Origin of the sequence: Bosea sp. ANAM02 (assembly GCF_011764485.1) — a bacterium.
Classification (GTDB): Bacteria; Pseudomonadota; Alphaproteobacteria; order Rhizobiales; family Beijerinckiaceae; genus Allobosea.
On sequence record NZ_AP022848.1, the window covers coordinates 2,330,244 to 2,354,892 of the forward strand.

27 protein-coding genes and 2 tRNA genes are annotated in these 24,649 nt (G+C 67.3%); 14 read left to right on the forward strand and 15 right to left on the reverse strand.

Annotation, left to right across the window (positions count from 1 at the left end; translation table 11 throughout):
* The first annotated feature begins 128 nt into the window (after window positions 1-128).
* The 4 genes from OCUBac02_RS11250 (at window position 129) to OCUBac02_RS11265 (ending at window position 4,441) form a co-directional block, all read left to right on the forward strand.
* The gene (locus tag OCUBac02_RS11250; RefSeq protein ID WP_173045663.1) at window positions 129-1,418 is read left to right on the forward strand and encodes a DUF2157 domain-containing protein; all 1,290 of its coding nucleotides are present in this window, start codon (window positions 129-131) and stop codon (window positions 1,416-1,418) included.
* A complete protein-coding gene (locus OCUBac02_RS11255; protein WP_173045665.1) occupies window positions 1,418-2,035 on the forward strand; it encodes a GDYXXLXY domain-containing protein in 618 nt (205 codons plus the stop codon). Before OCUBac02_RS11250 ends, OCUBac02_RS11255 begins: the two co-directional genes overlap by 1 nt.
* 433 nt (window positions 2,036-2,468) lie before the next feature.
* Window positions 2,469-3,695: an OpgC family protein gene (locus OCUBac02_RS11260; RefSeq protein WP_173045667.1), complete on the forward strand. Its 1,227-nt coding sequence runs from the start codon at window positions 2,469-2,471 to the stop codon at window positions 3,693-3,695.
* Entirely contained in the window at window positions 3,602-4,441 is an 840-nt protein-coding gene (locus OCUBac02_RS11265; RefSeq protein WP_173045669.1) for an SGNH/GDSL hydrolase family protein, read from the forward strand. The genes OCUBac02_RS11260 and OCUBac02_RS11265 overlap by 94 nt, the downstream gene beginning before the upstream one ends.
* 71 nt (window positions 4,442-4,512) lie before the next feature.
* Here OCUBac02_RS11265 and OCUBac02_RS11270 read toward each other — a convergent pair whose 3' ends face one another.
* Complete coding sequence (locus tag OCUBac02_RS11270; protein WP_173045671.1) at window positions 4,513-5,430, reverse strand: collagen binding domain-containing protein; 918 nt, start codon at window positions 5,428-5,430, stop codon at window positions 4,513-4,515.
* Between the two features lie 103 nt (window positions 5,431-5,533).
* On the opposite strand from OCUBac02_RS11270, the gene OCUBac02_RS11275 reads away from it, so the two are divergent.
* Together OCUBac02_RS11275 and OCUBac02_RS11280 are read left to right on the forward strand one after the other, a co-directional pair.
* Window positions 5,534-6,103, forward strand: a complete 570-nt coding sequence (locus tag OCUBac02_RS11275) for a nitroreductase family protein (RefSeq protein ID WP_173045673.1) — start codon at window positions 5,534-5,536, stop codon at window positions 6,101-6,103.
* Window positions 6,104-6,107: 4 nt separating this feature from the next.
* On the forward strand, window positions 6,108-6,713 hold the full coding sequence (locus OCUBac02_RS11280; RefSeq protein ID WP_173045675.1) for a flavin reductase family protein: 606 nt from the start codon (window positions 6,108-6,110) through the stop codon (window positions 6,711-6,713).
* A 133-nt stretch (window positions 6,714-6,846) separates the two neighbouring features.
* On the opposite strand, the gene OCUBac02_RS11285 is transcribed toward OCUBac02_RS11280, so the two are convergent.
* The 3 genes from OCUBac02_RS11285 to OCUBac02_RS11295 are packed head-to-tail and all read right to left on the reverse strand — an operon-like array spanning window position 6,847 to window position 8,457.
* A complete protein-coding gene (locus OCUBac02_RS11285; RefSeq protein WP_173045677.1) occupies window positions 6,847-7,056 on the reverse strand; it encodes a heavy-metal-associated domain-containing protein in 210 nt (69 codons plus the stop codon).
* A 19-nt stretch (window positions 7,057-7,075) separates the two neighbouring features.
* Window positions 7,076-7,954: an HpcH/HpaI aldolase/citrate lyase family protein gene (locus OCUBac02_RS11290; protein WP_173045679.1), complete on the reverse strand. Its 879-nt coding sequence runs from the start codon at window positions 7,952-7,954 to the stop codon at window positions 7,076-7,078.
* A 5-nt stretch (window positions 7,955-7,959) separates the two neighbouring features.
* On the reverse strand, window positions 7,960-8,457 hold the full coding sequence (locus OCUBac02_RS11295) for a MaoC family dehydratase (protein ID WP_173045681.1): 498 nt from the start codon (window positions 8,455-8,457) through the stop codon (window positions 7,960-7,962).
* A gap of 292 nt (window positions 8,458-8,749) precedes the next feature.
* On the opposite strand from OCUBac02_RS11295, the gene OCUBac02_RS11300 reads away from it, so the two are divergent.
* Window positions 8,750-9,826 (forward strand): lysozyme family protein, encoded by a 1,077-nt coding sequence (locus tag OCUBac02_RS11300; protein ID WP_173045683.1) that lies wholly within the window; start codon window positions 8,750-8,752, stop codon window positions 9,824-9,826.
* Window positions 9,823-11,037, forward strand: coding sequence for a DUF2336 domain-containing protein (locus OCUBac02_RS11305; protein WP_173045685.1), 1,215 nt, complete (start codon window positions 9,823-9,825; stop codon window positions 11,035-11,037). Before OCUBac02_RS11300 ends, OCUBac02_RS11305 begins: the two co-directional genes overlap by 4 nt.
* A gap of 104 nt (window positions 11,038-11,141) precedes the next feature.
* Here OCUBac02_RS11305 and OCUBac02_RS11310 read toward each other — a convergent pair whose 3' ends face one another.
* The 5 genes from OCUBac02_RS11310 to OCUBac02_RS11330 all read right to left on the reverse strand — a co-directional run bounded on the left by OCUBac02_RS11310 (window position 11,142) and on the right by OCUBac02_RS11330 (window position 14,552).
* Complete coding sequence (locus OCUBac02_RS11310) at window positions 11,142-11,915, reverse strand: NAD kinase (protein ID WP_173045686.1); 774 nt, start codon at window positions 11,913-11,915, stop codon at window positions 11,142-11,144.
* 153 nt (window positions 11,916-12,068) lie between these two features.
* Window positions 12,069-13,052 (reverse strand): MBL fold metallo-hydrolase, encoded by a 984-nt coding sequence (locus OCUBac02_RS11315; protein ID WP_173045688.1) that lies wholly within the window; start codon window positions 13,050-13,052, stop codon window positions 12,069-12,071.
* Between the two features lie 75 nt (window positions 13,053-13,127).
* Window positions 13,128-13,550 (reverse strand): hypothetical protein, encoded by a 423-nt coding sequence (locus OCUBac02_RS11320; protein ID WP_173045690.1) that lies wholly within the window; start codon window positions 13,548-13,550, stop codon window positions 13,128-13,130.
* Between the two features lie 124 nt (window positions 13,551-13,674).
* Window positions 13,675-14,178, reverse strand: coding sequence for a hypothetical protein (locus OCUBac02_RS11325; RefSeq protein ID WP_173045692.1), 504 nt, complete (start codon window positions 14,176-14,178; stop codon window positions 13,675-13,677).
* A gap of 83 nt (window positions 14,179-14,261) precedes the next feature.
* Complete coding sequence (locus tag OCUBac02_RS11330; protein ID WP_047575411.1) at window positions 14,262-14,552, reverse strand: hypothetical protein; 291 nt, start codon at window positions 14,550-14,552, stop codon at window positions 14,262-14,264.
* Window positions 14,553-14,736: 184 nt separating this feature from the next.
* Between OCUBac02_RS11330 and OCUBac02_RS11335 the strand changes: the two genes are divergently transcribed.
* Window positions 14,737-15,225: a DUF3617 domain-containing protein gene (locus OCUBac02_RS11335; RefSeq protein ID WP_173045693.1), complete on the forward strand. Its 489-nt coding sequence runs from the start codon at window positions 14,737-14,739 to the stop codon at window positions 15,223-15,225.
* A gap of 71 nt (window positions 15,226-15,296) precedes the next feature.
* On the opposite strand, the gene OCUBac02_RS11340 is transcribed toward OCUBac02_RS11335, so the two are convergent.
* The 3 genes from OCUBac02_RS11340 to rlmB all read right to left on the reverse strand — a co-directional run bounded on the left by OCUBac02_RS11340 (window position 15,297) and on the right by rlmB (window position 18,264).
* A tRNA-Thr gene (locus OCUBac02_RS11340) sits at window positions 15,297-15,371 on the reverse strand.
* A gap of 159 nt (window positions 15,372-15,530) precedes the next feature.
* Window positions 15,531-17,141 carry an MFS transporter gene (locus OCUBac02_RS11345; RefSeq protein ID WP_244639165.1) on the reverse strand — a complete coding sequence of 537 codons (1,611 nt, stop codon included), beginning with the start codon at window positions 17,139-17,141 and terminating at the stop codon, window positions 15,531-15,533.
* A gap of 325 nt (window positions 17,142-17,466) precedes the next feature.
* Window positions 17,467-18,264 (reverse strand): 23S rRNA (guanosine(2251)-2'-O)-methyltransferase RlmB, encoded by a 798-nt coding sequence (rlmB, locus tag OCUBac02_RS11350; RefSeq protein WP_173045697.1) that lies wholly within the window; start codon window positions 18,262-18,264, stop codon window positions 17,467-17,469.
* A gap of 100 nt (window positions 18,265-18,364) precedes the next feature.
* Here rlmB and OCUBac02_RS11355 point away from each other — a divergent pair, with 100 nt between their 5' ends.
* Window positions 18,365-18,919: an AAA family ATPase gene (locus tag OCUBac02_RS11355; protein ID WP_197933350.1), complete on the forward strand. Its 555-nt coding sequence runs from the start codon at window positions 18,365-18,367 to the stop codon at window positions 18,917-18,919.
* Window positions 18,920-19,088: 169 nt separating this feature from the next.
* Window positions 19,089-19,173 (forward strand) — tRNA-Tyr (locus tag OCUBac02_RS11360).
* A 228-nt stretch (window positions 19,174-19,401) separates the two neighbouring features.
* Here the strand turns inward: OCUBac02_RS11360 and OCUBac02_RS11365 are convergent.
* Together OCUBac02_RS11365 and OCUBac02_RS11370 are read right to left on the reverse strand one after the other, a co-directional pair.
* Window positions 19,402-19,788, reverse strand: a complete 387-nt coding sequence (locus tag OCUBac02_RS11365; protein ID WP_173045701.1) for a serine hydrolase — start codon at window positions 19,786-19,788, stop codon at window positions 19,402-19,404.
* A gap of 271 nt (window positions 19,789-20,059) precedes the next feature.
* Window positions 20,060-20,359, reverse strand: coding sequence for an acyl carrier protein (locus tag OCUBac02_RS11370; protein ID WP_173045703.1), 300 nt, complete (start codon window positions 20,357-20,359; stop codon window positions 20,060-20,062).
* Between the two features lie 226 nt (window positions 20,360-20,585).
* Between OCUBac02_RS11370 and OCUBac02_RS11375 the strand changes: the two genes are divergently transcribed.
* Genes OCUBac02_RS11375 through OCUBac02_RS11385 form a run of 3 tightly spaced genes read left to right on the forward strand, consistent with a single transcriptional unit; the run spans window position 20,586 to window position 23,478 of the window.
* Window positions 20,586-21,902: a DUF3137 domain-containing protein gene (locus OCUBac02_RS11375; protein ID WP_173045705.1), complete on the forward strand. Its 1,317-nt coding sequence runs from the start codon at window positions 20,586-20,588 to the stop codon at window positions 21,900-21,902.
* Window positions 21,899-22,471, forward strand: a complete 573-nt coding sequence (locus tag OCUBac02_RS11380; protein ID WP_173045707.1) for a LemA family protein — start codon at window positions 21,899-21,901, stop codon at window positions 22,469-22,471. Before OCUBac02_RS11375 ends, OCUBac02_RS11380 begins: the two co-directional genes overlap by 4 nt.
* Window positions 22,472-22,491: 20 nt before the next feature.
* Window positions 22,492-23,478, forward strand: a complete 987-nt coding sequence (locus tag OCUBac02_RS11385) for an OmpA family protein (protein ID WP_173045709.1) — start codon at window positions 22,492-22,494, stop codon at window positions 23,476-23,478.
* Between the two features lie 143 nt (window positions 23,479-23,621).
* Here OCUBac02_RS11385 and OCUBac02_RS11390 read toward each other — a convergent pair whose 3' ends face one another.
* On the reverse strand, window positions 23,622-24,341 hold the full coding sequence (locus OCUBac02_RS11390; protein WP_244639166.1) for an outer membrane protein: 720 nt from the start codon (window positions 24,339-24,341) through the stop codon (window positions 23,622-23,624).
* Between the last annotated feature and the right edge of the window lie 308 nt (window positions 24,342-24,649).

The window sequence follows — 24,649 nt, forward strand, 5'->3', positions numbered from 1 at the left end:
CTGCAAAAGACGTTAGATGTTGCACCCAGTCGTGAGTTCCGGGTTCTTCTCTGCGCGAAGACCCGGAATGACAACGGTGTTTGCACTCCACTAGCGAATCCAGCCCTCGCCATGGCAGATTGCCGGCGATGCTGACCGGTTCCTATCGCAAGCGGCTCGAAGCCGATCTTCCCCGCTGGGTCACCGAGGGCTGGCTCACGGCCGAGAATGCCGGCGCGATCCGGCGCTCGGTCGCGCGCGAGCAGGGCGGCATCCGCCTGCCGGCCGTGCTCGGCCTGCTCGGCGGCCTGCTGATCGCGGCGAGCGTCGCCGCCTTCGTCGCGGCTGGCTGGGAGGACATCCCGCGCCTCGTCAAGCTCGGCATGGTCCTCGCTGCGATTGCCATCTGCATCGCCTATGCGTTCCGGCTGGAGCGGCAGGGTTCGCCGCGCGGCGCCGATGCCGCCGTGACCTGCGGCGTGCTGATCTTCGGCGCGGGCCTGGCACTGGTCGGCCAGATGTATCATCTGCCGGCGGACTGGCCGGGCGGGGCCCTGCTGGTCGCGCTCGGCGGCCTGATCGCCGCCGTCCTGATGGGCTCGAACGGCGCGCTCGCGATCGCGCTGATCGCGATCTGCGCCTGGAGCGGTGGGCGCTGGGAGGAGGCGCGCAGCGGCGCCCATCTTAGCTTCTTCATCCTCTATCTGCCGGCGCTCTGGCTCTCGCTGTCGCGTGACAACCGGCTGGTGCATCACCTCGTCGTGCTCGCGGCAGCCGCCTGGCTCGCGATGGCGCCCGGCTATGGGCTGTTCGACCGCTTCGATTACGGGCTTCTGGCCTATGGGCTGGCGCTCGCCGTGTTCTACGTGGCGCTGGGTGCCCTGGCGCTCGACCGGGACCTGCCTTCTGTCCTGACCGCCTGCCTGCCCTGGGGCCTGCTCGGGCTGGTGCTGGTGCTGAACGTCGAACTGATCCGCATCCTCGACCGGGACGAGGCACGGGCAGGCCATGCCTTCCGCTTCGTCTTCCTGGCCTATGCCGTCGCCATTCCCGTCGTCGCCTGTCTGGCGGGCCTCGCGCGCGAGCGGCGCTTCGCCTGGCCGCTGGCGGCGGGGCTCGCTTTCGCCTTGCTGGTGCCCGCCGTGTTCTGGACCGGGATCGTCACAGCCATGGTCGGCAAGATCATCGTCGCGAGCCTCGTGCTGCTGGCGGCGACCGCGCTGGTGGTGGCCGGGTCGGTCGGCGGCATCCGGCGGCTGGTTCTGGCGGGCTCGGCGCTGTTCGGCGTCGCGATCCTGATCCTGCTCTGGCAGACGATCGGCACGCTGCTGGACCAGTCGCTGTTCTTCCTCGTCGCGGGCGCCGCGCTGCTGGCGATCGCCTCCGGGGCGCGGCGGCTCTTCGCCCGGCTCAACCCGCCCGAGAAGGAAGCGGCCTGATGCGCGCGCTTTCGGCCGATAGCCTCGTCGCCAGGGTGCCGCTGGTCTGGCGCGCGCTGGCAACCGCGCTGCTGCTGGGGCTCGTGCTGCTCGCGCTCGTCGAGCAGCGGGCGCGCATCCTGCGAGGCGGTACCGAAATCCGTCTGCGGAGCGTGCCGGTCGATCCACGCGACCTCTTCCGCGGCGATTACGTCATCCTCGCCTATCCGATCAGCACGGTGGAAGCCGATGCCGCGGGCCAGTCGGGCTTCCAGCGTGGCGAGCGCGTCTATGTCAGCCTCGGCCGGGACGAGCAGGGCTTCGCCAAGGCGACCGGCGTCGCGCGTGACTGGCCGAAGGTCGGCGACGGTATCGTCGTGATCGCCGGACGCGTCACCGCGACCTCGGCCTGCGCCACCAACGCGAACGGCGATGTCGATTGCAGTGGGCGGCGCAACCGCCTGCGCATCGCCTATGGGCTCGAGAGCTATTTCGTGCCGCAGGGCGAAGGCAAGGCGATCGAGACCACCGACAAGGCCCGGATCGAGGTCGTCGCCGCCGTTTCGTCGTCGGGGGAGGCCGCGATCAAGCGTCTGCTGATCGACGGCAAGCCGGTCTACGCCGAACCGCCGTATTGAAGAGCATTGGCTGTTCACGGGCCCGCCTCGACTTCTCGTAAAAGCGTGGGGCATCCCGGACGCGGCGAAGCGGAGATCCGGGGTCCATTCCTGAACCTTGACTGGAAGCGCTCCGGCATGGATCCCGGGTCAAGCCCGGGATGACCTGCGTATTTCCTTAAGCGTCATCGTCCGACGGCGTCCGTTATCACATTGCCGTGTCGGCGCCGCTCCGTCTCGACCCCGCCGCAAAGCCGCTCATGATGCATCACACGTGCTTGTGACAACGCGCCGCGTGACGCGAATCCCCGGGAGTTATATGAACAGCAGATGAACGGCTTCGACAGCGGACGTTCATCTGGGAGCGTTGACCCGGGAACATGTATCGGCCGTCGACGTTTCGACTGTGATTTCCGGCCTGCCGAAGGCTGCCTCGCTCAAGGACTTGCGTCCCGTGTCCTCCCTCTCTTCCTTCAGGCGCTTCCTGCTTCTCGGCCGACCGGCCGTGGACGCGGTGCTGACCGCGCAGGGGCGGGACGCGCGGATCGACGTGATCCGCGGGCTCGCCCTGCTGATCATCTTCATCAACCACATGCCGGGGAACGTGGTCTCGGCCTATATGCCGCATAATTTCGGCTTCTCGGACGCGGCCGATATCTTCGTGCTGCTCGCCGGCGTCTCGGCGACGCTGGCCTATGGGGGGCTGATCGAGCAGCGTGGCTTCGCGGTCGCCGGCCTGAAGCTCGGCGCCCGGCTCTGGACGCTCTACATCGCCCATATCGCTGTGTTCATCATCGTCTGCGGCGTGGTCGCCACGGCGGTGACGCGGACGCAGAACCCGCTCTATATCGAGGCGATCAACATCCAGCCCTTCTTCCGCGACACGATCGAGGCGCTGATCGGCGCGCTGACCCTGACCTATCAGCCGTCCTATCTCGATATCCTGCCGCTCTATATCGTGCTGCTCGCGCTGTTCCCGATGATGTATTATGCGGCGCGGCTGAGCCCGCTGCTGACGCTCGCCTGCTCGCTGGCGATCTGGCAGGCGGCGCTCGCTTTCGAGCTGAACCTGCCCAATGGCAATGCCGGCACCTGGTTCTTCAACCCCTTCGCCTGGCAGGTCGTGTTCACGCTCGGCGTCGTCATCGGCCGCGCGGCGCAACTCGGCGTTCGCGCGCCGCGCCTCGTCTGGCTCGACGTCGCGGCGGTCGCCTTCATCGTCTTCGCCTGGGTGGTGAAGGCGTCGAGCGGCAATCCGACCGGAATCGTGACGCTGAACGACTGGTTCGACTCCGTTCAGCTCGGCTCGGACAAGACCAATCTCGCCTGGACGCGCATCCTGCATATCGGCGCGCTGGCCTGGCTGGCGATCCGCTGGCTGCCGGCGGGTGGTGCCTTGGCCAAGGCGATGCCCGGCCGCGCGCTGGCCAAGACGGGACAGAATTCGCTGCATGTCTTCTGCGTCGGCATCGTGCTCTCGATCATCGGGCAGATCGTGCTCGCGGAAACCTCCTTCGATCTCGGCGTTCAGTTGCTGATATGCACGGCTGGCGCTACAATCCTGACAGGGTTAGGGATTTTCCTGTCGTGGTACGGTTCGATCACGAAACGCGGCGCAAGCGCCGAGGCTATCCAGGCCCGTGGCGCGCCGTTGCCGCGGCCGTCCTTCTCCTCGCGCTGAATTCCGGATCGGGCGCGGCGCCGCTGCCGCCGCCGCTCGATGCCCGCTGCCGCACGGAAGCGGCGAAGATCGCCTTTCAGCCAAGCCTTCCCGCCGCCCGCAGGGCGCTTCAGGAAACCGGCCGCCTGACGATCGTTGCGCTCGGTTCCTCCGCGACCGCAGGGTCCGGCGCCAGCGCCGACGACAGGAGCTACCCGTCCGTCCTGCAGGCGGAATTGCGCCGGCGCCTGCCGGGGGCCGAGGTCAGGGTCGTCAACAAGGGCGTCGGCGGCCAGTCGGCTTACGACATGCTGTCGCGCATGCAGGCCGACGTCATCGACGAGAAGCCGGCGATCGTGATCTGGCAGGCCGTGATCAATGACGTGATCCGCGATGTCGGCGAGGACAAGCTCGGCAAGATCCTGCGCAAGGGCGTCGGCAAGGCACGGGCTGCCGGGATCGAGATGATCCTGATGGACCTGCCCTGGCTGCCACGCGAGGGGCGCTACCCGCATTACGACGATTACCGCAAGGTGCTGACGAAAACGGCGCAGGATCAGGCGATCGCGCTCTTTCCGCGCTATGCGATGATGAAGGGCTGGTCGAATTCACGCCAGTTCACCCCGGAGGAACTCGTCGGCATGGACGGCTTGCATCTGGTCGATGCGGGCTATCGCTGCCTGGCGCTGCGGCTGGCGGATGGAATCGTCGCCGGGATCGGGCCCGTCAGGATCGAGACGGCGGGCAAGGGAAAGCCGACGAATTGAAGTTCTGTCATTCCGGGGCGCGCCTGCGGCGCGCCCCGGAATGACAACGGGCGTGCGAAGGAGCTGCCGGCCTACTTTGCCAGAACCTCGATATCGCGGTCGCTGCCCGACTCGACCTTGAAGTCGCGGGAATAGACCTGTCCCTCCTGCCGGGCGATCAGGACATAGTCGCCCTCGGCCAGGATGACCTGCGGGAAGGCGCCGATCGCCTCGCGGATCACGTCGCCGCCGGGAGTCAGCACGCTGAAGGCGGTGCCGGCGAAGGCTTCGCCGCCGGCATTGGCGACGAGCTTCAGCGTCACCTTGGCGGCGCGGTGATGCAGCGTCGCGTCGGTGACCTTGCCGGTCTCGACCTTCACGTCGGCGCGCTGGATCGCGTTGGAATCGCCGTAGGTCAAGACGATGTGATAGGTGCCCTCGGGCAGGCGGATGACCTCGCCCGCCTTGGCGCCGCTGGTGATCAGGCGTCCTTCCGAATTGCCCTGCAGCGGCACGAAGACCGAGAAGGAGAGCAGGGAGCCCGGGAGCGGCGCATCGCCGATCGAACCGGCGAGCGAGAGCGCTCCCGCGCTGATCTGTACCTGGTCGCGCAGACCGTCCGGCCCCAGGCTGAGGCGCTTGGTGCCGCTGGCGAAGCCATAGCCGGCATGGATGACGTAGTTGCCCGGCGGAAGCGAGAAGGCGGGCTCCGGCTCGGAGGAGCGCGCGACGATCCTGGGGGAGGCGCCATCGACGCCTTCGCTGAGGACGCGCCAGTTCAGCCCGGAGCGGATCGGCTTGCGGTCGGCGGCGAACTGGGCGGCCAAGGTCAGGCGCGCGAGCCCGTTCGGCGCGGCCGGCTGGCCCTGCATCGGTGCAGGAGGAGGCGCATCGGCTCCGGGGCCGGGATCGGCGGACTGGGCGCCGGCAAGATCGGGCGCAAGCAGGACGGCCATGGCGAAGGCCGCTCCGACAAGGCGGCGAGCTTTGAAGCCCTCCAATTCAAGCATGCTTTTCGTCCTCGGCGGTTCTGCGGCGATGTATGAGCAGCTCCGCTTGTCCTCATCATGGCGAAGGAATAGGTCAATTACCAAGCCATAGTCAGGATGTTTCATGACCGATACGCTCTCTCTGCTCAAGCTGCGTCGCTCCGTGCCGCCGCAGTTCCTCACGGCGCCTGGCCCGGATGGCGCCCAGCTCGACGACCTCCTGGCCATTGCCGCGCGCGTGCCCGATCATGGCAAGCTCGCGCCCTGGCGCTTCATCGTCTTCAAGGGGGCGGCCCGCGAGGAGGCGGCCGATATCGTCGCCCGCATCTTCCGGGAGAAGAACCCGCAGGCGAGCGAGGACCAGGTCGAGTTCGAGCGCAAGCGCCTGCTGCATGCGCCGGTCATCGTCGCCGTGATATCGCGGGCGCGCGAGCACGCCAAGATTCCGCTCTGGGAGCAGGAGCTCTCGGCCGGCGCGGTCTGCATGAACATGCTCGTCGCCGCCTATGCCATGGGCTATGCCGGCTCCTGGCTGACCAACTGGTTCTCCTTCGACCGGCAGGTGCTGAGCGAATTCGGGCTGGCCGAGGACGAGCGCATGGCCGGCTTCCTGCATCTCGGCACCCCGACCGCGCCGATCACCGATCGCGACCGGCCGGTGATGGCCGATATCGTCAGCTATTACGGGTCCTGACACGATGATCTATTCGGCCACGAAAGAGGATCTCGGCTTCGCGCACGATCCGTTCAAGGCGATCGTCGCGCCGCGGCCGATCGGCTGGATCACGGCGCTGAGCGCCAAAGGCGAGGTCAATCTCTCGCCCTACAGCTTCTTCAACGCGATCTCGTCGCGGCCGAACATCGTGATGTTCTCCTCGGAGAACCGGAAGGACGCCGTCGCCTTCGCCGAGGAGACCGGCGAGTTCACCTGCTCGCTGGTGACCAAGGCGCTGGCGCATCCGATGAACCTGACCTCGGCGCCGCTGCCGCGGGGCGAGAGCGAATATCCCCATGCCGGGCTGGAGATGGCGCCGTCGCGCTTCGTCAAGCCGCCGCGCGTCGCCGGCACGCCGGCCGCGCTCGAATGCAAGCTGCTCTCGGTCCAGCAGTTGCAGGATATCGACGGCAACGCCGTGCCGCGCTGGATGGTGTTGGGGCAGGTCGTCGGCATCTTCATCGACGATGCCTTCGTCAAGGACGGGCGCTTCGACACCGCCGGCGCCAACCCGATCGCGCGCTGCGGCTATGCCGATTATGCCGAGGTGACGAGCCTGTTCTCGATCACGCGCCCTGCGGGCGGGTAGGATCGTCAAGCGCCGTCATGCTCGCCCTTGTGGCGAGCATCCACGTCTTGAACACCGCACTGCATCGATGAAGACGTGGATGGTCGGGACAAGCCCGACCATGACGGGAAGCGTGCCCCGGACGGCGTCGGCTTCAACCCGCCAGCGGCCTGGCGCTGTAATCCCCGAATTCCGCCAGCGCCTTGTTGATCGCCTCGGCATCGAGTTTGGCGCCTTCCGGCAAGGTGAGGCGCGGCGGATCGAGCGTCACCGTCGCGCCGGGAGCGAGCGCTGTCGCGGCGCGCTGGACGCGCGAGGCGCAACCGCCGCAATGCATGCCTGAAACCTCGAAAACCTGAGTCATTCGAATCGCCTCCGGCGGTTCATTCAGCCAGTTTGCGAGCTCGTGCGACGAGCCGCTGCGCCTTGATCAGATGGGGACGATCCAGCATTTCGCCATCGAGCCCGATGACGCCGGCGCTGGGATTGGCCTCGAACAGGGCGATGATCTGCTCCGCCTTGGCGAGCGCTGCCGGCGAAGGCGCGAAGATCTCGTTGATGACCGGGACCTGTGCTGGGTGGATCGCCATCTTGCCGGTGAAGCCGTCGCGGCGCGAGGCGAGGCATTCGGCGCGGAAGCTGGCATCGTCGCGGAAATTGGTGAAGACCGTGTCGATCGCGTCGACCTGCGCCGCCGTCGCGGCGAAGAGGGTGAGGGCGCGGGCGAGGCGATAGGGATCGGCATAGGAGCCGTCCTCCAGCCTGTTGGTCTCGGCGCCGAGATCGGCCGAGAGGTCCTCCGCGCCCCAGGTCAGCGCCATCAGGCGGTGCGAGGAGCGGCTGTAGCTGCCGAGCCCGAAGATCGCCTTGCCGGTCTCGGTGCCGATCGGGAGGATGCGCGTCGTGCCGTCCGGCAGGTCGGCCTCGGCCTCGCGCACCGCGATCTTGGCGGCGAGATGGCCGACATCGGTGCCGCCCTCCGATTTGGGCAGCATGATCGCGTCCGGCGCGCCGGGCATGATCGCGTCGAGATCGGCATCGCTCATGCCGGTCGTCAGGGCGTTGATGCGGACGATGAGCAGCGGGCGCTTCGGCAGGGGGCGGGTGGCTTCGAGGAAGGCGCGGGTGATCTCGCGCGCCTGCGGCTTGCCGTCGAGCGCGACGGAATCCTCAAGGTCGAGGATCAGCGCGTCTGCACCACAGTCCAGGCCCTTCTGCTGCTTCTTCGGGCTGTCGCCCGGCACGAACAGGAGCGAGCGCATGCCGGTCAGACCGCGACCGTGGCGGGGGCCGGGCGCCTGCGCATGAAGGCCTGGCGGCGGCACTGGGCGACCAGCGTGCCGTCCTGCTTATAGGCCTTGTGCACGAACTCGACGATGCCGGCATCAGGGCGCGAGCGCGACTCGCGCTTGGCGGCGATCTCGGTGGTGCAGTTGATGGTGTCGCCCTCGAAGAGCGGGGCGGGGAAGAGCACGTCGGTCATGCCGAGATTGCCGATGGTGGTGCCGACCGTGGTGTCGTTGACGGAGATACCGATCATCAGGCCGAGCGTGAACAGCGAGTTCATCAGCGGCTTGCCCCATTCGGTTTCGGTCGCGCAGAAATGCGCATCGATATGAAGGGGTTGCGGGTTCAGCGTCATGTTGGAGAACAGCATGTTGTCCATCTGCGTGACGGTGCGGGTCAGGCCGTGCTCGATGACCGCGCCGACCTGGAAATCCTCGAAATAGATTCCGCCACGCTTGTGACGCACCATATCCGCCATAGACGCCTCCGCCTTCATAAAGATCGCCGCGCGCCCTGTCGGGCGCGCCAATGGCGATCGGTATCTTTGTCACGGCATCGAAGCTTTCCGAAAAGTGGAATCCACTTTTCGGTTCGATGCTGGCCGGCTGCTGAGCCGGAACGAGAAGTCGTAGTGTGCCCTCCGTCGGGAGGGAAGCGGAAAGCGCTGCTGCCCCGGCGGCAGGAGGCCGATCTTAACGGTTCGCTTACCATAATGGAGCAGTTTCGGAGGGTGCCTGGGCATTGCGCGCGGGCCGCCGCCGAAGGTCTCGATGTTCCTCTTCACCACGCCGCAGAGCCAGAGCCGCGAAACGCAGCCAGCGAACCCGGTCGTCAGCGCCATCCGCCAGGGCGCGGAGCGGACGGGGGCGGGCTTCGACTACCTGCTGAAGACGGCGCAGCGCGAGTCGTCGCTGGAGCCGACGGCCAAGGCGAACACGTCGAGCGCCACGGGGCTGTTTCAGTTCATCGAGCAGACCTGGCTCGCCATGGTCAAGCAGGAGGGGCCGAAGCAGGGCCTCGCGCAATATGCCGACGCGATCACCGAGAGCGGCGGGCGGCTCAGCGTCTCCGATCCGGCGGCGCGCGAGAAGATCCTGCAATTGCGCAACGATCCGCAGGTCGCGGCCGTGATGGCCGGCGCCTTGACCCAGAAGAATCGCGACCAGCTTGCAGGCAGCCTCGGCCGCCAGCCGCAGGCCGGCGAACTCTACATGGCGCATGTGCTCGGTGCGCGCGGCGCCTCCGACCTGATCCGGGCAGCCGCGAGCGATCCCAGCCGCGTCGCGGCGCGGGATTTCCCGGAAGCCGCCGCAGCGAACCGCTCGATCTTCTACGACAAGGCCGGCCGCGCGCGCAGCGTGCAGGAGGTTTATGGCGTGTTGGCGGCGAGTCACGCCAGCACGCAGGTCGCGGCCAATGTCGCGCAGAATCCGCAAGCGGGGCAGGACGCGCCTCCTGTCGCCGAGGTCGCCGCCGGTTTGCGTGAAGGCCGCGCCAAGGGGCTCGTCGGGCTGTTCTCGACCAATGGCTCGCGCGATCCTGTCTCGAAGGCCGTCGCCAATCTCTGGACCACGCCGCCGCGGGGCGGCACGCGCATGGCCTCGCTCGAAGGCGGGGAACGCTATTTCCCGCGCTCCGGCCAGAGCGAGACCACGATGTCGGATGCCAATCCGGTCGCAGGCGCCGCGGGTGTGGGTGCCACGGCCAAGGCGGTCAGCGCGCCGCTGCCGCCAACGCGGCCGAGCGATCTGTCGCAGCCCGACGTCGCGGCAGCACAGCCGGCGCGCAAGCGCCGCAGCGGGCCGCTCGACCTGTCTTCCTTCATGATCCAGCGGAGCGGGACATGATCGTTCGGCGCTTCCTGCTCTGGGCCCGGACCGCGCCGGCGGAGGCGCGCGCGAGCGGCGCCGCCAATCTCGCGGCGGCCTATCTGCGCTCCGGCATGTCCGACGAGGACCGGCACGAGGCCGAGACGGCGCTGATGGCGCTGATCGACGATCCATCGCCCCTCGTGCGCCGGGCGATCGCCGAGGAGATGGCACCCTCGATGCGTACGCCGCGCAATCTGGCGCTCAGCCTGATCGCCGAGCAGAGCGATGTCGCGGCGCTCGTGCTGGCGCATTCGCCGGTGCTGACCGAGGCCGATCTGGTCGATGCGGCTGCAATCGGCGATACGCTCGCCCAGAAGGCGATCGCCATGCGCCGCTGCCTCCCGCTCGGCGTCTGTGCCGCGCTCGCCGAAGTCGGCTGCGAGGAGGCGCTCGTCACGCTCGCGGGCAACCGCACGGCCGATATCCCCGATTTCTCGCTCGAACGCATGATCGAGCGCCATGGCGACAATGGTGCGCTGCGGGAGGCCTTGCTCGAGCGCGCCGACCTGCCGGGCGGCCTGCGCCAGACCATCGCCGCCAAGGTCTCCGACACCCTGGCGAATTTCGTCGCCGGCTGCGGCTGGCTGACGCCGGAGCGCAGCGCGCGGCTTGCGCGCGAATCGACCGAACGCGTCGCGGTGGCGCTCGCCGCCGGCGGCGAAGTCAGCGATGCGCCTGCGATCGTCGAGGTGCTCAGGGCCACCGGGCGATTGACCTCGGGTCTGATGCTGCGTTCGCTCCTCAGCGGCGAGCCGGCTCTGGCCGAGGCTGCCTTCGTCTCGCTGTCCGGCCTGCCCGAGGAACGCGTCGCCGCCTTGCTGCGCGACAAGCGTGGCGCGGGGCTCAAGGCGCTCTGCCGCAAGGCAGGGCTGCCGGCGTCGCTGGAGCCCGCCTTCTCGGCTGCCATCCTCGCCCTCAATGCGCGCGGCTTCGACCGGGGCGGAAGCGGCAACGGCATCGACCGCAGCCTGTTGCGCGCCGTTCTGATCGCCTGCGAGCGGCTGGACGGACGCGAGGCCGACGGTCTGTTGGGCCTGCTGCGCCGCATGGATGCGGAGGCCGCCCGCGAGGAGGCGCGCAGCCTGGCGGATTCGCTGGCGGATGACGCCGCGCTCGCGCTGCTGGTCGAGGCGGACCCGTCCTTCCTGATCGAGCTCGCCGAGAGCGACCTGCGCGACGCTGCCTGAGCCGGGCTGTCCTGATCGGGTGCGGAAACAGGCTGTCATTCCGGGCTTTTCGCTGCGCGAAGCCCCGGAAAGACGGTGAGGTTCTGTAACCTGCTTCGATCCGCTCAATACCCGAACTGCTCGCGCAGGATGCGCTCGTCCAGGCTGTGGCCGGGATCATGCAGCATGACGAGATCGACATTGCGGTCGATCTCGATCGAGACGGAGCTGACCTCGTCGATCTGCGTGTGATCGGCGACGGCGCTGACGGGGCGCTTCTCGGCTTCCAGCACCTCGATGAAGACCGTGGCATGGTCCGGCAAGAGCGCGCCGCGCCAGCGCCGCGGCCGGAAGGCCGAGATCGGCGTCAGTGCCAGCAACGGCGCATCGAGCGGCAGGATCGGGCCGTTGGCCGAGAGGTTATAGGCGGTCGAGCCGGCGGGCGTTGCCAGCAGCAGGCCGTCGGCGATCAGCTCGGACAGGCGTACCTGCCCGTCGACCGAGATGCGCAGCTTCGCCGCCTGATAGGAGCGGCGCAGCAGCGAGACCTCGTTGATCGCCTTGGCCTGCACGGTCGCGCCGTTGCGGTCGGTGGCCTGCATCGAGAGGGGATGCACAATGCTGCGCTGAGCGGCGTCCAGCCTCTTGGTCAGGCCGCGCTCCTTGAACTCGTTCATCAGGAAGCCGACCGAGCCGCGATTCATGCCGTAGATCGGCTTGCCGGTGCCGAGGAAGCGGTGGAGCGTCTGCAGCATCAGGCCGTCGCCGCCGAGCGCGACCACAACATCGGCTTCAGCCGGATCGGCGTTGCCATAGCGTTCGACGAGCTTGTCGAGCGCCGCCTGCGCTTCAGGAGTGTCGCTGGCGACGAAGGAGATCGCGCCGAATCGTTCGGTCATAGCGTGTCCTGAAACGGCAGGCCCTGCGGTATCCCGGGCAGGCTTAACACGTCAGGGCGCCCGGCCGCGAGGCCATGGCGGCAACAAAGTCCCGGTAACGAAAAGGCCGGGCTTGCGCCCGGCCTCGAAGGCGAAACGATTGGAAACCAGCGATCAGATGGCCGTGCTCCACTGCACCGGCACCATCTCGAAGCCGTTGCCGCTCTTGGCGATATGCCCCGTCGCCGGGAAAGGCGCGTGATAGAAGGCGACCTGCATGCGCTCGGCCGAGACCATGTCGAGCAGCTTGCGCCGGGTCGCCGCCGCCTGCGGGCCGTCCATGTCGAATACGGCCGACCAGTCGGGATTGCGCACGAACAGGGCAGGGTGGTTGGTCGTGTCGGACATGATCATCAGCTTGCCGTTGCCCGAGCTCAGCGCGAAGACCGTGTGGCCCGGCGTATGGCCGGGGGCGGCGATCGGGGTCAGGCCGGGCAGGAGCTCCTTGCCGGGCTCGAACTGCTTCACGTCCTTGGCTACGGGTGCGAAGACGCGGCGCACTCCGGCGAAGGCGCCCTTCATGCCCTCGGGCGCGGCATTCATCTTCGCATCGTCCATCCAGAAGGCCCATTCGGCCGCCGGCACCATGACCTCGGCATTGGGGAACACGGCGGTCCCGTCCTTCAGACGGAAGCCGTTGATGTGGTCGCCGTGGAAATGGCTGAACACGACGCTGGAGACATCTTTCGGGTCGAGGCCGGCCGCCTTGAAGTTCGCCATCCAGGTACCGGAGGTCGGCGCGCCCGAATCGCCATTGCCGGTATCGATCAGGGTGAGCTTGCCACCATGCTGGATCGCAAGGGTGGTGAAGGTGATGTTGAGAGCGTCCTGCGGCAGGAAGGCCTGCTCCATCGCCTTCTTGACGTCGGCGAGTTCGGCATTGCGGACGAAGCCTTCGAGCGGGCGTTTGCCGAAGCCGTCATTGATCGCGGTCAGCGTGATGTCGCCGATCTTGTAGCGATAGAAACCGGGAGCCTGATTCACGGGAACTCCTTGTGCCTGGACCGGGCCGATACCGGGCAGATCGAGTGTCGCAGCGGCAGCGAGAGCACCGGCGCCGACAAGGGCGGCGCGGCGCGAGAAATCTGTGTCCTGCATGGTCTGTCTCCCCTCGGGTGGCAGGCAGACTAGCGACGGCCATCCCGCTTTCAACCGCAAGGACTTGCCGGCAGGTCAAGTTTCCGTGAGGCCGGATTCTGGGATAGCCGGATCACGCCGCGCCAGTGCGCGCAGCATCGCCGCGCAGAGCGCGAGCGAGCCCATCACGCCCTGGCCGGAACAGTCCGAGACCAGCGCCTGGAAGGCCAGGCTCTCCTCGTTCGCGAGGCATTGCAGGCTCCAGCTCCAGCCGGGGGCCTTCTGCCGCAGCAGCGAGACGGCTATGTCGATATCGGCGCTGACAGTCCCCAGCGTCTTCCAGAACGAGCCGTGCTGGTAGATGCCACCGGCCGGCGTGCGCCGGTTGACGAGCCGCGTCGGCTTGCGCCGGACGACGAAGCCCAGCGCCTCGTAGATATCGGCGTCAAGCTCGCGATCCGGCTTGCTGGAAGCCTCGCAGCGAGCCGCGAGCGCAAGAAGTTGTGTCCGGTCGTCCATTCCGGTCCGTGGCAAAGCGAAGAGGTCTGTGCGCGGCGAGGCCGGCATCGCAAGCTGGGACTTCTAACCCATGATCGCGCCTGCCGGCCAGCCATGGAATGCGGATCACCTCCGATGGCCTGCCTCAGGGACCGACGACGACGCCTCGGGCGCGGCCTCCCGGCGCGCGGCAGGAGCAGCCGATGCCGAGAGGCGCCGGTTCGTAGAGCGTGCAGGTCTTGACCGGCGTGCTGCACATGCCGCCTTCGGCCGCTGGCACGATCTCGTAGGCGGGATAGACCGGGTAAGCGGGATAGACGGGGTAGGCCGGATAGCCTGCGATGGCGCCGAGCGTGGCCGCTGCCGCGAGGCCCGTGCCCCGATAAGGGTAGCTGCCGCGATATCCGCGATAGGGGTAGTAGCCGGCGCGCCGCCAGCCCCAGCCGCGGCTTTGCCAGCCGGAGCGGACATGCTGGCGATGGGCAGGAAATGCCGGACGTATCCCAACAGGCCTCATGCCGATGCCGCGGGCATGGAAGCCACCGTGCCGGTAACCGGCCCCGCCGAAATGCGGTTGTGACGATGCCGTGATGCCGGTGGCGAGGAGCAGCGGCGTGACGGCGGTGCTGACGAGAAGAAGGCGACGCATGCGAACCTCCCTGAACTCAACCTGGGTTTCGCCCCATCCGTGAGAACCTTGCGTAAGGCGCGAGGTTCCGCGTTGTCACGACCTCAGTCGTCGAACCAGCGCATCATGTCCTTGCAGCGATAGCCGACGAAACAGGCTGGCGTGTCGGCGCTCCGCACGAAGGCCGGGTCGGTCCCCTCGTTCACCAGGCAGAAGCTGCGGTCGCGCACGAAGCGGTCATAGGTGTAGCCGCCCGTCCCGAGGACGACCGCGCCATGGACCTGGACGTCGCGCTGGCTCGCCGCGCAGGGGCGCGAAACGGTCGAGGGGCGCGATTGGGCGGCCGCGATTCCCGCAGGAAGCAGGAGGGCGAGCGCGAGGATGATGGCTTTCATGGAAGCCTCCAGAGCTGGGCCGGAGGGATAACCGTCCGGCCCGTCAAACGTTCCCGGAGAGATGGGTCTGTCAAGGCGATTTGTCGATGCGGGCGTGTCGTGCCGGTGCATGGCGCCGCCTCATTCTGGCCTTGGCGTCCGTCTTGTCTCTGCGCGCGCCGATTCACCCTGGAAGGTATCGCCCATGAAACTCGCGTTGATCGCCGCGCTCGGCACGCTCGTCGCGCTGCCGGCGGCGGCACAGCAGCAACTGCCCCAGCGCAAGCCCGGGCTGTGGGAAACGAAATCGACGGGCAATGACGGCGAAACCACCGCCAGGCAATGCGTCGGACCGGGAACCGACCAGTCGATGGTCGGGGGCCTCGCCGCCGGCGCCTGCTCGAAGATGCAGGTGACCAAGACGGCCACGGGATACGCGGTCGAGACGGAATGCGCCGTCGGTCAGATCAGGGCTTCCGGCAACAGCGTCATCACCGGCGATTTCCAGACCTCGGTCCGGACCGAGGGCACGACGAAGATCAGCGGCATGCCCGGGCAATCCGGCCCGGTGGAGCGCAAGCTCGTGGTCGAGGCGAAGCGTCTCGGTGAATGCGCACCCGGCCAGAAGCCCGGCGACATCATCATGCCGGACGGCAAGGTGATCTCGATGCCCTCGGCGAAGCCCGCACCGTAAGCGCAGCCATGCATTGATAGTCGGGTTTCGCGGAACGGGCCGTTCGCTGCCGCGAAAGCTCCCGATGGACATGGTGCCGGCGGAGAGGATCGAACTCCCGACCTTCGGTTTACAAAACCGCTGCACTACCGCTGTGCTACGCCGGCGTATCCGGCCTCGAGACCGGAAGCGGCCGCCCTGCCGCGTGTCCGGGGCTGCCTCGCGTAGCGGTTAGCAGCCGCGCGATGGGAGGGCAAGCCCGCTGTCCCAGTCAAGAAAAAGCCCCGCCTTGGCAGGCGGGGCCGGGATCGCCGTCTGGCGATGGATTACTTCAGGATGTCGCGGTCCTTGGTTTCCGGCAGGAAGAGCAGGCCGATCACGAAGGTGCCGAGGGCGACGATGATCGGGTACCAGAGGCCGGAGAAGATGTTGCCGCTGGCCGCCACGATGGCGAAGGCCGTGGGCGGCAGGAAGCCGCCGAACCAGCCGTTGCCGATGTGGTAGGGCAGCGACATGCCGGAGTAGCGGATGCGGGTCGGGAAGAGCTCGACCAGCAGGGCGGCGATCGGGCCGTAGACCATGGTCACGAAGAGCACCAGCACGAACAGGATGGCCGTTGCCTGCAGCGCACGGCCATCGGTCAGCACCTGGCCGATCGTCGGCGTCTTCAGGATCGTCGGATCACCCGGCTTGGGGTAGCCGGCGGCCTGGGCGGCGGCGACGAGCTCGGCCGGGGTCGCCGGCGCATCGGCACCGTTGATCGAAGCCTTGAGCGGCGAGCCGGCCGGGCCGGGGACCAGATCGTAGTGGATCGAGTTGGTCGCCAGGGTGCGGCGGACGACGTCGCAGGGCTTGGTGAAGGTGCGCACGCCGACGGGATCGAAGAGCGTGCCGCACTGGGCCGGATCGGAGGTGAGCACCAGCTTGACCGTGTCCGTCGCGGCGATGAGCTTCGGATTGGCCGTCTTCGCCAGCATGGTGAAGAGCGGGAAATAGGTCAGGGCGGCGATCAGGCAGCCTGCCAGCAGGATCGGCTTGCGGCCGATCTTGTCCGAGAGCCAGCCGAAGAAGATGAAGAACGGCGTGCCGACAAGCAGCGAGAGCGCGATCAGGAGGTTGGCCGTGGTGCCGTCGATCTTCATCGTCTGGGTCAGGAAGAACAGCGCGTAGAACTGACCGGTGTACCAGACGACAGCCTGGCCGGCGGTGCCGCCGAGCAGCGCGATAAGGCCGATCTTGGCATTCTGCCAGTTGCCGAAAGCCTCGGAGAGCGGCGCCTTCGAATGCGTGCCCTCTTCCTTCATCCGCACGAAGGCCGGCGATTCGGCGAGCTGGAGACGGATCCAGATCGAGAAGCCGAGCAGGATGATCGAAAGCAGGAACGGGATGCGCCAGCCCCAGGCGGCGAAATCCTGCGGGCTCATGCTGAGACGCAGGCCGAGGATCACGATCAGCGAGAGGAAGAGACCGACCGTCGCAGTGGTCTGGATCCACGAGGTGTAGAAGCCGCGCCGGCCCATCGGGGCATGCTCGGCGACATAGGTCGCGGCGCCGCCATATTCGCCGCCGAGCGCAAGGCCCTGGAGCAGGCGGCAGGCGATGAAGATCACGGGCGCGGCATAGCCGATGGTCTGGAAGCTCGGCAGCAGGCCGACGACGAAGGTCGCGATGCCCATCACGGTCATCGTGACGAGGAAGGTGTATTTGCGGCCGATCATGTCGCCGAGGCGGCCGAAGAACAGGGCGCCGAAGGGGCGGACTGCGAAGCCCGCGGCGAAGCCGAACAGCACGAAGATAAACTTCGCGGTGTCGTTGTCGCCGGGCACGAAGGTCTGGGCGATGTTGGCGGCGAGCGAACCCGCCAGATAGAAGTCATACCACTCGAAGACCGTGCCGGCCGACGAGGCGATGATGACCTTCCTTTCCTCCTTGGTCATCGGCCGCGGTGCCGACCGCGAGTCCGATGCTTGCGATGCCATGCTCATGGCGTTTGTCTCCCCTGGTGAAGCCCTGAAACCGGGCTTGAGCCCGGCAACCTCGTTTCGCGCGGTTCGCGTTCTGAATGACGGTGGCCACGCGGCCGGATGGCGGGTGAGTCCCGTCATTCCAGCTCGCTTCAGAGGATTGCGCGCGGATTGTCGCAGGGGCAATCAGGCACTTGGTCTTGCACCGTTCGTCTATGAGACTATCGGTGAAGACGCTGATGCCTGCCTGAACAGGGCCGATCTCGCGCCTTTTCGCCGCGTATCGCGGCGTGGCCGGTCAGCGGCGGCTGGCCGCGTAGAGCGCGATCGCGGTCGCGTTGGAGACGTTGAGGCTGGTGATCGCGCCGGGCACCTCGAGCCTTGCGACATGGTCGCAGAGCTCGCGCGAGCGCTGGCGCAGGCCCTTGCCCTCGGCGCCCATCACCATGACGAGCGGGCGGCGCAGCGCGACCTCGTCGAGCGCGACATCGCCATCCGAATCGAAGCCGACGCGCAGGAAGCCGCGCTTGCCCAGCGTCTCCAGGGCATCGCCGAGATTGCGCACGGCGATCAGCGGCACATGCTCCAGCGCCCCCGAGGCGGATTTGGCGAGCACGCCGGTCGCCGCCGGGGAGTGGCGGATCGTGACGATCACCGCCGCCGCGGCGAAGGCGGCGGCCGAGCGCAGGATGGCGCCGACATTGTGCGGATCGGTGATCTGGTCGAGCGCCAGCACGACGCAATCGTCCGGCAGGCTGTCGAGATCGGGCGAGGGCAGGGGATCGCAGACGAGATAGAGGCCCTGATGTACCGAATCGGGGGTGAGCAGCCGGTCGATCTCGGAGGGGCGCACGATCTCGGCCTGGAGCGGCAAAGGATCGATTTGCTCCTGAAGGCGGCGCAGGCCATTCTCGGTGGCGAGCAGGCGCCTGTGGCGGCGCCGCGGATTCTTCAGCGCCTCGACGACCGGATGCACGCCGAAGAGCACGGCCTCGTCGATATCGCCCGGCCGGTGCGGCGGTGGCCCGTCGGCGCGGCGGGCGTCATGTCTGCTCCCGGCGGGCTTGGCATGTTTCGGGCGGAACGGCGGAGCCATCGCTCTCTCCAGTGATTGCCGGACTGCCGTGCCACGGCGCGGCGCGCTTGGCCAGCGCGAACCACCCTTTGCCGACAAATCCACGAGGACAGGAGTCATGATGCCAGACGAGACCGACCGGCTGATCGTCATCACCGGGGGGCCGGGCGCGGGCAAGACGAGCCTGATCGAGGCCTTGGCCGCCGGCGGCCATGCGGTGCGACCGGAGGCCGGGCGCGCCGTCATCCGCGCCCATCAGGCGGTTGGGGGCAGGGGATTGCCCTGGGTCGATCCGGCCCTGTTCGCCGAACTGATGCTGGCCGCCGACCTGCGCGGCCATGCCGAGGCGCTTGCGAGGCGGGGCACGGTCTTCTTCGACCGCGGGATTCCCGACATTGCCGGATATCTGACGCTTTGCGGCCTGCCGGTTCCCGATCACGTCGCGCGGGCCGCGCGGCGACTGCGCTATCGCCGCACCGTCTTCATCGCGCCGCCCTGGCGCGAGATCTTCACGCAGGATGCCGAGCGCAAGCAGGATTTCGCCGAGGCGGAGCGGACCTACGTGGCCATGACCGAGACCTATCCCCGCTACGGCTACGAACTCGTCGAACTGCCCTGCGCGAGCGTCGCCGAGCGCGTGAGCTTCGTGCGCGATCGCCTGCTCGGCTCGGGATGAGCGATTTTCCGCGGAGCTCGCCGGGCCTTCACAACGAATTCACATGATCGGTCTTTTTGCCGTTGACAGGGCGCGGCCCGGTCACCATAAGTCCGGCCGCGCCTACCGGTCGTCGCGAAAGTGACATATCGGTGGCCCTGGGCTCACAGAGCCGATCAAGGGCGCAGGCGGGGGAATGTCCCGAGCGGCAAAGGGGGCGGACTGTAAATCCGCTGGCTATGCCTTCGCAGGTTCGAGTCCTGCTTCCCCCACCACCATCTTTCCAAATGCGCGATCTCTATCGACTTGTCGAGCGTGGGTCCTTTCCTGCCTTGGAGCGCTCTCCTTGCACGCATCCGCCGTCAATGCATCCCGCACAGGTGCATCGTCGTTCTCGAGCGCTTCGCAAGCCTGTCCGATGCGAGCGCCGGCTCGCCGATCGGGGGCTTCCATTCGACCACGGCGTGCGAAGCTCCGGTGTGAAAGGTGGCGCGTTCAGGCGTCTACAGAGCCGCCTCGCCCAGCACGAGCCGCTTGGTGCGATTGGCGGCCTTCAGCCGGGTGCCGTCCGGTTGGCGGCGATGATGCCCGGCGAGCCGCGGCAGGATCACGTCGTCGCTCGGCATCAGCGCCGTGTTGTGCATGCCGAGCGGGCCGGTGATGCGTTTCTTCAGGAGGTCGTTGAAGCTGAGCCCGGAGACCTTCTCCAGGATCTCTGAGAGCAGCAGGAAATTTTCTATTGCTGTAGAGCAGGTCGTAGCCCGGCTCGAAATTGAGCTCGTTCTGCCGGCCGACGACATCACAGGCGTATCGGCGCGAGGAGGGCGCGAGGATCGGCACGCCGCCGGAGAGCACGGCGGTCGGGGGGCGATGCCGTGCTTGATCGCCATGATCGTCGCGATTGCCTCGAAGGCACCGGCGGCCGCGAGCGCCCGGTGCACCGCCGCGACGGCGAAGAGCGCGCTGCGATCACAGGCCGTGGGCGAAAGCCCGAGCCTTCCATGAAGCTCTGGTCCTGCACCTCCGCCGAACGGATGCTCCTGCCCGGCAAGGTCGAGGCTTCCGCGAAGCTCTCGCCTCCCGCAAGGACCGCCTGCGAGAAACTCTGCGTATCGCAGCCGAGCGGGGAGACGGTGCCGAGCCCGGAGACGACGACGCGGGTCATGCCGCCTGCTTCTTGTCCACGAGCTTGGCGATTTCATCGCGGAGTCCGCCGATCGTCTTCACGTCATTGATGGCGTTGTTGGCGTTGTAGTCGATCTCGATGCTGAAATGGTCTTCGAGCTTGAAGATGATCTCGACGAGATCATAGGAGTTGAAGCCGGTCTCCTCCAGCAAGGTCTCCGGCCCCCAGGCCGCGTCGGCAATCGCTCCGCGATCGCGCGACGGGTTCTCCTCGATGACCTGCTTGAGCATCTCGATCAGGAATTCGATCGTGACCTTCGGCGCCTCACTCGACATGGCTGAGTGCTTTCTCCATTCGCTGCTGCCTGCTCATACCCTTGCTCAAGTTCGGCCGGGCCGTAAACCACCTATCGGTCCGGAGGCACGGTCTCCCGGGGAGACGCTTCCGCCTGTCGAAAGGCGCCTTCGCAGGGGCTTGAGGGCCGGTCCCTCAAACGATGGACGCGCGGTCCCGCGGTTTCCGGCGTGATGGCGCCAGTTGAACCAAGCGGATGCGCGCCGGATGGAACGACCCGATCGCCCTGTCGCAACGCAGACCGAGGAGGGCTGGTCGTCCTCGGCCGTGGAGCTCCAGCGCCAGCAGCGCCGGGCGAAGCGCATCGTCGAACGCATCGCGCTCGCCGTGATCGCGGGGCCGGTCTGCCTTGCGCTGCTCGCCCTTCTGATCTTTCAGTTCGGTGCGGGTTCCGGCTGGTCATTTCTGGTGGGGCTTCCGCTCTTCGCGGTCGCCGCGCTGACCTCGCTGGCGCTGCCGCTGCTCGTTCCGGCGCTGTTCGTGCTCGGCGCCTGGGCTCTCTTCCGCAACTACTACAGGAAGCCGCCCGCGAGAGCGGCGGCGGCGCAGGCTTCCTCCGAAGCCGCTTCGCCGCTCGCGTCGGAGGTCGCTCTCCTGGAAGCGCTCCGCGGCAAGCTGGCCGCGGAGGCGCGGCGGCGGACGATCCTGTTCGTTCCGCTCGGCCTTGCCGCCGCCCTGCTGCTGTACCGGCTGATGATCGGGAGCGGCGGCTCCTCGAAAGGTTCGCCCTTCGTCGCTTTGGTGATCTTCCTGGTTATCGGGGGCGGCGGGGCCTGGATCTGGGCTGTCGGAGGGCCGGGAAGCCGCTACCGGAAAGCCTTCAAGGACAGCCTGATCCCGCGCCTGCTCGCGGCCCATGGCGAACTGACCCACAGCATCGGGACGAAGCCCGATCTCGGCCGGGCCGTCGCGCTCGGTTTGCTGCCGGCCTATGACAAGCTCGCTGCCGATGACGGTTTCGCCGGACGCTACCGGGGCCGTGCGATCACGATCAGCGAGATCACCGTGAGCCGCAAGGCGGGCAAGAGCACCGAGACCCTGTTCCAGGGCCTCTATGTCGAGATCGGCGTCTCCACGCCGTTTCGCGGCACCACGATCCTGCGCGACCGGGAAGGCCGGCAGCCCGGCAACGGCCTGCAGCGGCTGCGCCTCGAAGATCCGGTCTTCGAGGAGATCTACGCGACATGGTCGAGCGATCAGGTCGAGGGCCGCGCCGTTCTGACGCCGGCGGTGATGGAACGCCTCCTGGTGATGGCTGACGGCCAATCCTTCCTGCCGCCGCTCTTCCTGATCGGCGGCGACAGGATGGTGTTCGCGCTCCCGGCTATCGTTCCCGGCGCGCTGTTCGAGCCGCCGGGCCTCGAAACCCATGTCGCGGCCCAGCAACTCGCCAGCCTCGAAGCCGATTTCGCCCGCGTCTTCGCTCTCGCCGACGCGATGATCGACATGCATGTCGCCGTGCGGGCGCCGCACGAGGCGTTGCCTCCTCCGCCCCCGCATCCAGCCCGGAGCCCTCTGCCATGACCCTCTTGCTGATCCTGCTCGTGCTGGCCGCGGGCATCGTCCTCTACGTCTGGTATGCGGCGATCGTGGCACGCCGGAACAAGGTGGCGGAGACGCTCGGCGGCATCGATGCGCAATTGCAGCAGCGCCATGACCTGATCCCGAACGTGCTCGCCATCGCGCGGCATTTCCTCGAGCACGAGAAAGTGCTGCTCGACGAGATCACCGCGCTCAGGACGCAGGCGCTGCCGCGGATAGGCGAGCGCGATTTCGGTCGCATCGCCGAGAAGTTCAAGGCCGAGGCCTCGCTCGGCGCCGATATGACCCGGCTGTTCGCCGTGGCGGAGAACTATCCCGCGCTGACCTCCTCGGGGCCGATGATGGAGGCCCAGCGCAGCTATGCCGAGGTCGAGGCCAATATCGCCGCCGCCCGGCGCTTCTACAACAGCGCGGTCGGCGACCTCCGCAACGCCGTGCAGATCTTTCCGGGCGGATTGCTCGCCGGGGCGGCCGGCGTCGGCACGCTGCCGCCCTTCTACGAGGCGGAAGCCGCGAGCCGGGCGCCGGTTTCCGCCGCCGACCATCTTTGACCTGCAGGGAGATATGGACGATGTCCCCTTCGACGAAGCTCTTTTCGCTCCTTGTCGCACTGTTCCTGGCGCCGCTCGCAGCCATCGCCCAGGACCATCCGCTGCTCGGCCGTTACGGCGATTCCAGGCAGGTCGGCTACAAGGTCGATGCCTATGACGAGGCCCGGATCATCACCGGCAAGATCAACGAGCGCGGCTCGACGGCGCAGGACGGCCCGGGCTGGGCGCTGATCGAAGGCAAGATCACGACGCTCTACTACATCCTGCCGGCGGGGCGGACGAGCCTGGAGGCCCAGCGCAACTACGAGGCCGCGCTGAAGGCGAAAGGCTTCGAGATCGCCTTCTCCTGCTCGACGGAGGCCGGAACCTGCTTCAACGAGGGGTCGTTTCCCGGGCTTTTCCTCGGCCTCGCGCTCGATGGCCGGGTCGATCTTCCCAAGCTCCAGCTCGGCGATTTCGTCCGCAATTTCTTCGGCAAGGGCAATGGCCGCTATGTCTATGCCAAGCTGAACCGGCCCACCGGGACGGTGCATGTCAGCCTTGCCTTCTCGGATGACGAGAGCCGGGGGCGGGCGGTGATCGCCCGCGTCATCGAGAGCACGACGATGGATACCGGCATGATCAAGGTCGTCGAAGCCGACGAGATGAGCCGCAGTCTCGACACGCAGGGCCGGATCAATCTCTACGGAATCCTGTTCGATTTCGACAAGGCCGAGATCAAGCCGGAGTCGCAGCCCCAGATTCAGCAGATCGCGGCGCTGCTCAAGCGCGATCCAGCACTCAGGCTCGATGTCATCGGCCATACCGACGGGCAGGGCGGGGCGGCCTACAATCTCAGGCTCTCCGATGCGCGCGCCTTCGCGGTGGTGGCTGAGCTCGCGATGCGCCATGGCATCGACCGCACGCGCCTCAACCCCATTGGCAAGGGCATGGGCCAGCCGATCGCCTCGAACGCCGACGAGGCCGGCCGGGCGCAGAACCGCCGCGTGGAGCTGGTCAAGCGTTAGTCGGGCGGGCGACCGTATCGGACGCAAACGATGGAGAGCGGTCGTCCGGTTTCCTCCATGCGGACGATGACGCCGAGCAGATGCCGAAAGGGCGGAGCCGCAAGCGGCCCCGCCCTTTCGGATGATCGATCAGGCTGCGCTGTTCAGAAGCGGTAGCTCACGCCGGCGCGGCCGGTGTGATAGCGCGGCTCCTGCGTGCCGCTGAAGCCCGGGAAGGCGAGCTGCGAGTCGTTCTGGATGCGCTCGAACTGGGTGAAGCGGTATTCGACGCGGGCCGACAGCGACTGCGTGAAGGCGTATTCGATACCGCCGCCGACCGTGTAGCCGGTCGCCGACTTGCTGAAGCTCTCGGAGGTGCCCGGCCAGTTCCAGTAGGTGCTCTTGATGTCGGCAACGGCGAGACCGCCGGTGGCGTAGAGCAGCGCCGGTCCGATCGCATAACCGAGGCGCAGGCGCAGCGAGCCCTGCGTGTCGATCTCGGTCTGGCCGCGGCCGCCGGGATTGAACGGGGCCACCGGCGGATCGGTGAAGCCGCCCTTGATCTTGCCGAACTCGATATCGCCTTCGATACCGGCGACGAAGGCGCCGAACTGATAGTTGGCGCCGACATGGGCGCCGCCGACGAAGCCGTCCGGATCGAAGCGGTTCTTCAGGCCGACATAGCCCATCGTCGCGGTGAGAAATTCCTTGGTCGTGTCGACGCCCGAGCTGTAGCCGACCTGGCCACCGACATAGAAGCCCGTCCAGGTCATAGCCGGCGGCATCATCATCGCCGGCGGACCCTTGCGGGTGCTGAGCAGGTCGGCGGCCATCGCGCCGGACGACGCGCTCAGGAGCGTTGCTGCAAGGAGGAAATGGCGCAAGCCACGCATATCGACTGGCCCTCAGATGCGGACGAGCCGGAGAATCCGGCATCCCTAACTGGCTCCTTCCTGCCACAAATATGGTTAAGGCTTCCTTATCGGCACGTTCCGAGGCGTCATTCGGCCGCCATATCGGCCATGGGTGCTGCCTTTCTTCATGGGGCGGGCTGCGGCTGCCGCAAAGTAAACGCGCCGGACGACGGCGGAAGGCATCCGGGGTGACAAGGATGGTTGCGCCCTGTTTCTGCATCGCAGGGGTCCGACTGCCGATAAGGGTGTGAGTCAGGGATCGCTGATATATTTCAGTA

Coding starts and splice junctions, on each gene's coding strand:
- OCUBac02_RS11250 (WP_173045663.1), top strand. CDS start 129: ATGCTGACCGGTTCCTATCGCAAGCGGCTCGAAGCCGATCTTCCCCGC.
- OCUBac02_RS11255 (WP_173045665.1), top strand. CDS start 1,418: ATGCGCGCGCTTTCGGCCGATAGCCTCGTCGCCAGGGTGCCGCTGGTC.
- OCUBac02_RS11270 (WP_173045671.1), bottom strand. CDS start 5,430: ATGCTTGAATTGGAGGGCTTCAAAGCTCGCCGCCTTGTCGGAGCGGCC.
- OCUBac02_RS11275 (WP_173045673.1), top strand. CDS start 5,534: ATGACCGATACGCTCTCTCTGCTCAAGCTGCGTCGCTCCGTGCCGCCG.
- OCUBac02_RS11280 (WP_173045675.1), top strand. CDS start 6,108: ATGATCTATTCGGCCACGAAAGAGGATCTCGGCTTCGCGCACGATCCG.
- OCUBac02_RS11285 (WP_173045677.1), bottom strand. CDS start 7,056: ATGACTCAGGTTTTCGAGGTTTCAGGCATGCATTGCGGCGGTTGCGCC.
- OCUBac02_RS11290 (WP_173045679.1), bottom strand. CDS start 7,954: ATGCGCTCGCTCCTGTTCGTGCCGGGCGACAGCCCGAAGAAGCAGCAG.
- OCUBac02_RS11295 (WP_173045681.1), bottom strand. CDS start 8,457: ATGGCGGATATGGTGCGTCACAAGCGTGGCGGAATCTATTTCGAGGAT.
- OCUBac02_RS11300 (WP_173045683.1), top strand. CDS start 8,750: ATGTTCCTCTTCACCACGCCGCAGAGCCAGAGCCGCGAAACGCAGCCA.
- OCUBac02_RS11305 (WP_173045685.1), top strand. CDS start 9,823: ATGATCGTTCGGCGCTTCCTGCTCTGGGCCCGGACCGCGCCGGCGGAG.
- OCUBac02_RS11310 (WP_173045686.1), bottom strand. CDS start 11,915: ATGACCGAACGATTCGGCGCGATCTCCTTCGTCGCCAGCGACACTCCT.
- OCUBac02_RS11315 (WP_173045688.1), bottom strand. CDS start 13,052: ATGCAGGACACAGATTTCTCGCGCCGCGCCGCCCTTGTCGGCGCCGGT.
- OCUBac02_RS11320 (WP_173045690.1), bottom strand. CDS start 13,550: ATGGACGACCGGACACAACTTCTTGCGCTCGCGGCTCGCTGCGAGGCT.
- OCUBac02_RS11325 (WP_173045692.1), bottom strand. CDS start 14,178: ATGCGTCGCCTTCTTCTCGTCAGCACCGCCGTCACGCCGCTGCTCCTC.
- OCUBac02_RS11330 (WP_047575411.1), bottom strand. CDS start 14,552: ATGAAAGCCATCATCCTCGCGCTCGCCCTCCTGCTTCCTGCGGGAATC.
- OCUBac02_RS11335 (WP_173045693.1), top strand. CDS start 14,737: ATGAAACTCGCGTTGATCGCCGCGCTCGGCACGCTCGTCGCGCTGCCG.
- OCUBac02_RS11345 (WP_244639165.1), bottom strand. CDS start 17,141: ATGACCAAGGAGGAAAGGAAGGTCATCATCGCCTCGTCGGCCGGCACG.
- rlmB (WP_173045697.1), bottom strand. CDS start 18,264: ATGGCTCCGCCGTTCCGCCCGAAACATGCCAAGCCCGCCGGGAGCAGA.
- OCUBac02_RS11355 (WP_197933350.1), top strand. CDS start 18,365: ATGCCAGACGAGACCGACCGGCTGATCGTCATCACCGGGGGGCCGGGC.
- OCUBac02_RS11365 (WP_173045701.1), bottom strand. CDS start 19,788: ATGGCGATCAAGCACGGCATCGCCCCCCGACCGCCGTGCTCTCCGGCG.
- OCUBac02_RS11370 (WP_173045703.1), bottom strand. CDS start 20,359: ATGTCGAGTGAGGCGCCGAAGGTCACGATCGAATTCCTGATCGAGATG.
- OCUBac02_RS11375 (WP_173045705.1), top strand. CDS start 20,586: ATGGAACGACCCGATCGCCCTGTCGCAACGCAGACCGAGGAGGGCTGG.
- OCUBac02_RS11380 (WP_173045707.1), top strand. CDS start 21,899: ATGACCCTCTTGCTGATCCTGCTCGTGCTGGCCGCGGGCATCGTCCTC.
- OCUBac02_RS11385 (WP_173045709.1), top strand. CDS start 22,492: ATGTCCCCTTCGACGAAGCTCTTTTCGCTCCTTGTCGCACTGTTCCTG.